Raw genomic sequence first — 253 nt, 5'->3', positions numbered from 1 at the left:
GGCCCGGGGCATGTGGATGGGCGGAACGCCGCCGCTTGGCTACGCCCCTGATGGACGATCCCTCAGAATCGTCGAGGAGCATGCCGCCATCATCCGGCACATCTACGCGCGGTATCTGGCGCTCGGCTCGGTGCGCAGCCTGTCAGAGGAGCTGGAACGCACCAATATTAGCGCGCCGGTCCGCACCACGCTCGGTGGCAAGGCGTTTGGCGGTGTCCGCTTCTCGCGTGGCAACCTCTACTCGATCCTGCGC

The 253-nt window shown here is 66.4% G+C and carries 1 protein-coding gene; it reads left to right on the top strand.

The annotated features are described in order from the left end of the window. Positions 1-16: 16 nt before the first annotated feature. A partial coding sequence (locus AC0IYH_RS32875) for a hypothetical protein (RefSeq protein ID WP_471838569.1) occupies positions 17-253 on the top strand: 237 nt, incomplete at its 3' end.

Source organism: Pseudomonas sp. AC463 (genome assembly GCF_979253585.1).
This window is presented reverse-complemented; position numbering and strand designations above follow the sequence as displayed.